Source organism: Burkholderia sp. Tr-20390, assembly GCF_017104595.1.
Lineage (GTDB): Bacteria > Pseudomonadota > Gammaproteobacteria > Burkholderiales > Burkholderiaceae > Burkholderia.
Genome location: NZ_JAAGPC010000331.1, coordinates 1 through 5,208, shown reverse-complemented (window position 1 = coordinate 5,208; position 5,208 = coordinate 1). Strand labels below are relative to the sequence as shown.

The 5,208-nt window shown below is 70.2% G+C and carries 4 protein-coding genes; 2 read left to right on the top strand and 2 right to left on the bottom strand.

The window, feature by feature from the left end:
- Positions 1-933 (top strand): LysR substrate-binding domain-containing protein (locus tag G3N98_RS38350; protein ID WP_206151034.1); only part of this gene is annotated, 933 nt, incomplete at its 5' end.
- Between the two features lie 336 nt (positions 934-1,269).
- Positions 1,270-3,519: an EAL domain-containing protein gene (locus G3N98_RS38345; RefSeq protein ID WP_206151033.1), complete on the top strand. Its 2,250-nt coding sequence runs from the start codon at positions 1,270-1,272 to the stop codon at positions 3,517-3,519.
- A gap of 27 nt (positions 3,520-3,546) precedes the next feature.
- Here G3N98_RS38345 and G3N98_RS38340 read toward each other — a convergent pair whose 3' ends face one another.
- Positions 3,547-4,614, bottom strand: coding sequence for a diguanylate cyclase (locus G3N98_RS38340; protein ID WP_089427844.1), 1,068 nt, complete (start codon positions 4,612-4,614; stop codon positions 3,547-3,549).
- A 66-nt stretch (positions 4,615-4,680) separates the two neighbouring features.
- The coding region (locus tag G3N98_RS38335; RefSeq protein WP_277396945.1) for a chemotaxis protein CheB at positions 4,681-5,208 on the bottom strand (528 nt) is incomplete at its 5' end.

Sequence of the window (5,208 nt, the reverse complement as noted above, 5' to 3'; positions counted from 1 at the left end):
ATCGCGCAGGCGCTGCGCCGGCTGCGCGTGCGCGACATGGAAACGCTCGACTCGCTCGGGCGCACGCGCAGCTTCGCGCGCACGGCCGAGGCCGCGGCGATCACGCAGCCCGCGCTGTCGAAATGGCTGCGCGAGCTCGAGGACGCGCTCGGCCTGCCGCTGTTCGAACGCACGTCGCGGCGCGTCGCGCCGACCGTCTACGGCGATGCGCTGCTCGAATGCATCGGCCGCGTGCTGACCGACATGCGCGGCGTCGCGCCCGCGTTCGATGCGTTGCGCACCGGCACCGGCCGCCCGGTGTCGATCGGCCTGCTGCCGAACATGGCGCCGCAACTGATTCCGGGCGCGCTGGCGTGGCTGCGGGAAGCCGGCCGCGCGGTGCAGCTCAACGTGCGCGAGGACACGCTCGACCGGATGCTCGCGCAGGCGCAGCGCCACGAGCTCGACCTGCTCGTGTGCCGGCTCGACGCGTCGGCGCTGAGCACGGGGCTCGACGTCGCGCCGCTGTATCGCGACGACATGATCGTCGTGTGCGGGCCGCGCCATCCGCTGCTCAGGCGCGCGCGGATCGGCTGGCGCGACGCGGCCGCGTTCCCGTGGATCGCGCCGCCGCTCGGGTCGCCCGCGCGCACGGCGCTGGATGCCGAGTTCGCGAATGCGGGCTTGCCGCCACCGCCCGTGCTGATGGAATCGGTGTCATGGCAGACCAACCGCGTGGTGGCCGGGCAGTCGCCTTGCCTGTTCGTGCAGTCGGCCCGCGCGTTCGAGCTGGCCGTGCGCGCGGGGGAGCGGGTCGGCCGGTTGCCGCTGAAGCTGTCGACGATGCCGGACACGGTCGGCGCGCTGTATTCGGCACCCGCGGGCGTGTCGGTCGCGGCCGCGATCGATGCATTGAAGGCCGTGACGCGCATGGAACCCGGCGCGGTGGCATGAAGGCGAACGGAGCCGGGCGCCGCCACAATCTGACGAACGGTTTGCAGGCTCGCCGCGCACCACGCGCGGCGTTGCCCCGGGTTGTCGCGCCGTGCGCAAGTCTTTCGGCGAGCTGACTGCCAGCTGCAACCGCCGTGCCGACCACGCGTAAGCCCTGATGCACGTGGATGCGCCGCTTGTCACGGATTGGTGTTAAATGTATTTCGGCGCGTGTTGGCACCGCGCGCAATACGGGGCGCACCGGGCATCGGCGTAAACCCGGAGCGAAATACGGCACGAAGGATCGAAAACGAATCGGGCGCATCAGACCCGATCGGACAGACGGCAGGATTCAATTTGAATACCGAACCGCAAAGTTCTCGTTACAGTCTCGGGCTCGCGGCGGAAGTGCTCGCGTCCGAGCAAAGCGTGCTGAGGCTGATCACGCGCAACACACCGCTGCCGGAGCTGCTCGTCGAGGTCTGCCGGCGCGCCGAGGCGTTGCTCGGCGACGGCGCGTCGTGCACGATCCTGCTGCTCGACACCGACGGCGTGCACGTGCACGTCGGTGCCGCGCCATCGCTGCCCGTGCGGTACAGCGCGGCGATCGAAGGCGCGTCGATCGGGCCTGCGGCCGGCTCGTGCGGCACGGCGATGTACCTGCGCCGGATGGTCGTCGTCGAAGACATCGAAACCGATCCCCTGTGGGCCGACTACCGGGCCGTCGCATTGCCGCTGGGCTTGCGCGCGTGCTGGTCGGTGCCGTTCCTCGACGACGCGGGCGTCGTGCTCGGTGCATTCGCCGTCTATTACCGCACGCCGCGCCGGCCGGGCGACGAGGAAACCGAACTGTTGCGCGACATCGGCAACAGCGTCGGCCTCGCGGTGCACCAGGACCGGATCGCGCGACAGCTCGCGCGCAGCGAGGAACATCACCGGCTCGTGGTCAACAGCCTGAACGAAGGGATCCTCGTGGTGTCGCGCGACGGCATCGTCATCGCGAGCAACCCGAGTGCGAACCGGATGATGCGCGTGAGGGGCGACCTCGTCGGCCGCCGGCTGTCGACGGTGATCCTGCGCAAGCTGCACGAGGACGGCACGCCGATCGCGCCCGACGACTGGCCGAGCCGGCGCGCGCTCGAGACTTCCACGCCGATGCTCGGCTACACGGTCGGCTTCGGCCTGGCGGACGGCGACATCATCTGGGTGCGCGGCAACGCGGTGCCGATCGTGAGGCCGGGCGAGACGCAGGCCGATTCGGTGCTCGTGTCGTTCAACGACATCGGCCCCGTGCGCGAGGCGCAGCAGCAGTTGCGCTACCTGGCGACGCGCGATGCGCTGACGGGCCTCTACAACCGCCGCTGGCTCGGCGACCGCATGCGCGAGCTGTTCGGCGGACACGATGCGGCGGGCGGGCCCGCACGCGTCGCGATCCTGTTCATCGATCTCGTCGGTTTCAAGAAGGTCAACGACACGGCCGGCCACGACGCGGGCGACGCGCTGCTGCGCAGCGTGGCCGCGCGGCTCGCGGCCTGCGGCGGCGGCCAGCACGCGCTGACGCGGGTCGGCGGCGACGAGTTCGTGATCCTCGTCGACGACTGCGACGATCCCGACCGGCTCGCGGTGCTCGCGCGCGAGGTGATCGACGCGATCGCGAAGCCGTTCGCGATCGCGAACAACGAATACTGGCTCGGCGTGTCGATCGGGATCAGCGTCGCGCCGCGCGACGGCGACGATGCCGTCACGCTGATGCGCAATGCCGATTCGGCGATGTACGACGCGAAGCAGCGCGGCCGCAACCACTTCACGTTCTTCACCGCGCAGCTCAACCTGCGGCTGCAGCGCCGCTTCGCGATCGAGCAGTCGCTGCGGCGCGCGCTGTCGTCGGACATGCTGCGGCTCGCGTATCAGCCCGTCGTCGACGCGCGCAGCGGCCGCACGGTCGGCGCCGAGGCGCTGTTGCGCTGGACGAGCCCCGAGCTCGGGCCGATGTCGCCGGCGGAGTTCATTCCGGTCGCGGAAGATACGGGGCTGATCGTCGCGATCGGCCAGTGGGTGCTCGAAACCGCGTGCCGGCAGGCGGCCGAATGGCGCCGCACGATCGCGCCCGACCTGATGCTGGCCGTCAACCTGTCGCCGCGGCAGTTCCACGAAGGGCTCGTCGAATCGGTCGGTCGCTGCCTCGCGCAGACTCGGCTCGATCCGTCCGCGCTCGAACTCGAGATTACCGAAGGACTGCTGATGAACGACACGGACACCGTGCTGCCGATGCTCGAGGCGCTCACGGACATGAACGTGCGGATCTCGGTCGACGATTTCGGCACCGGCTATTCATCGCTCGCCTACCTGAAGCGCTTTCCGCTGCACAACCTGAAGGTCGACCGCTCGTTCGTGTCGGGCGTGCCCGATCATCACGACTCGGTGGCGATCACGCAGGCCGTGGTCGCGATGGCGCATTCGCTCGGGATGAAGGTCACGGCCGAAGGGGTCGAGACGCAGGCGCAATCGTGGTTCCTGCAGCAGATCGGCTGCGACATGCAGCAGGGCTATCTGTTCAGCCGCCCGCTGGACCCGAGCGACTACGCGCGCCGGCTCGGCGCCGTGTGAGCGTGGCGCGCGTTCGGCGTTCGGCGCTCAGTCGACGGGCGGCCCGCCGAACCCGCCGGGGACCGGCGCCGTCGGCGTCGCATCGATCTCGACGCGGTTCTTGCCAGCGTGCTTCGCGCGGTAGAGCGCACGGTCGGCCGCTTCGATCAGCAGCGTCGTCGGCAGGCCGGGCATCGGCACGATGCTCGCGCCGCCGATGCTGATCGTCACGGTGTTGCCCGTCGACGAATGCGCGTGCCGCAGCCGCAGCGCCTCGACCGCGAGGCGGATCTTCTCGCCGAGCAGCCGCGCGGCGCCCGGCGACGTGGCCGGCATCACGACCGCGAATTCCTCGCCGCCGAAACGCGCGGCGAGATCGCCCGACTGGCCGAGGCAGCGCTCGATGGTCGACGCGATCTGCTTGAGCACGCTGTCGCCCGACACGTGGCCGTACGTGTCGTTGTACAGCTTGAAGTTGTCGACGTCGATCATCAGCAGCGACAGTTCGCTGCGCTCGCGCGTGCCGCGCCGCCACTCGGCGGCAAGGTATTCGTCGAGATAGCGCCGGTTCGACAGCCCGGTCAGGCCGTCGGAATGCGTGAGGCGCCGCAGCTCGAGATTGGCTTCGAGCAACTGCTGCTGCGATTGCCGCAGCGCGCGGTAGGCCTCGTCGCGCTGCAGCAGGTTCATGTACGAGCGCGAGTGGTAGCGCACGCGCGCGACGAGCTCGATGCGATCGGGCAGCTTCACGAGGTAGTCGTTCGCGCCGGCCGCGAACGCGGCGCTCTTGATCACGGGCTCTTCCTGCGTCGACAGCACGATGATCGGCACGTCGCGCGTCGCCGGATTCGCGCGGTACGCCTTCACGAGGCTCAGCCCGTCGGTGCCGGGCATCACGAGGTCCTGCAGGATCACGGTCGGCCGCGTCTCGATCGCGGTGGCCATCGCGTCGTCCGAACGCGGGCAGTAGTGGAAATCGATGCCTTCCTCGTCGACGAGCGCGCGCCGCACGGCTTCCGCGACGATCGTCTGGTCATCGACCAGCAGCACCATCGCCGGCACGTCGACGGGCGGCGTGTAGGGGCCGCCTGGCGGGCGAGTCAGGTCAATGGTCATGGTCGAGGCGGGTTGTTGCGGTTGTTGCAGGGCCGGCATGGGTGTTGCGCGTGTTCATCGTCGGGCTCAGATTTTCGCGAGCGCCGCCAGCTCGCCCGCGATGCGCCCGAGCGGCAGGATCGCGCGCGCCGCGCCGAGCGTCGCGGCCGCCTTCGGCATGCCGTACACGGCGCTCGTGGCCTCGTCCTGCGCGATCGTATGGTAGCCCTTCATCCGCAGCGCCTTCAGGCCGATCGCGCCGTCGCGGCCCATCCCGGTGAGCAGCACGCCGATCACGCGGCCGGGCCAGTGCTCGGTCAGGCTGTTGAAGAACACGTCGACCGACGGGCGATACGGCGTGGCGGCCGGTTCGCGCGTGTATTCGAGCGTGCCGGCACGGGTGATGCGCAGGTGGTCGTCGGTCGCGGCGAGCAGCGCGACGCCCGGCTGCGGGCGGTCGCCTTCGCGCGCGACGCGCACGGCGAGCGGCGTCTGGCCGTCGAGCCATTGCGCCATGCCTTCGGCGAACGCGCGGTCGACGTGCTGGACGATCACGATCGGGGCGCTGAAATCGGCCGGCAGGCCGCCGAGCACCGACGCGAGCGCGCCGGGGCA

Coding starts and splice junctions, on each gene's coding strand:
- G3N98_RS38340 (WP_089427844.1), bottom strand. CDS start 4,614: ATGACCATTGACCTGACTCGCCCGCCAGGCGGCCCCTACACGCCGCCC.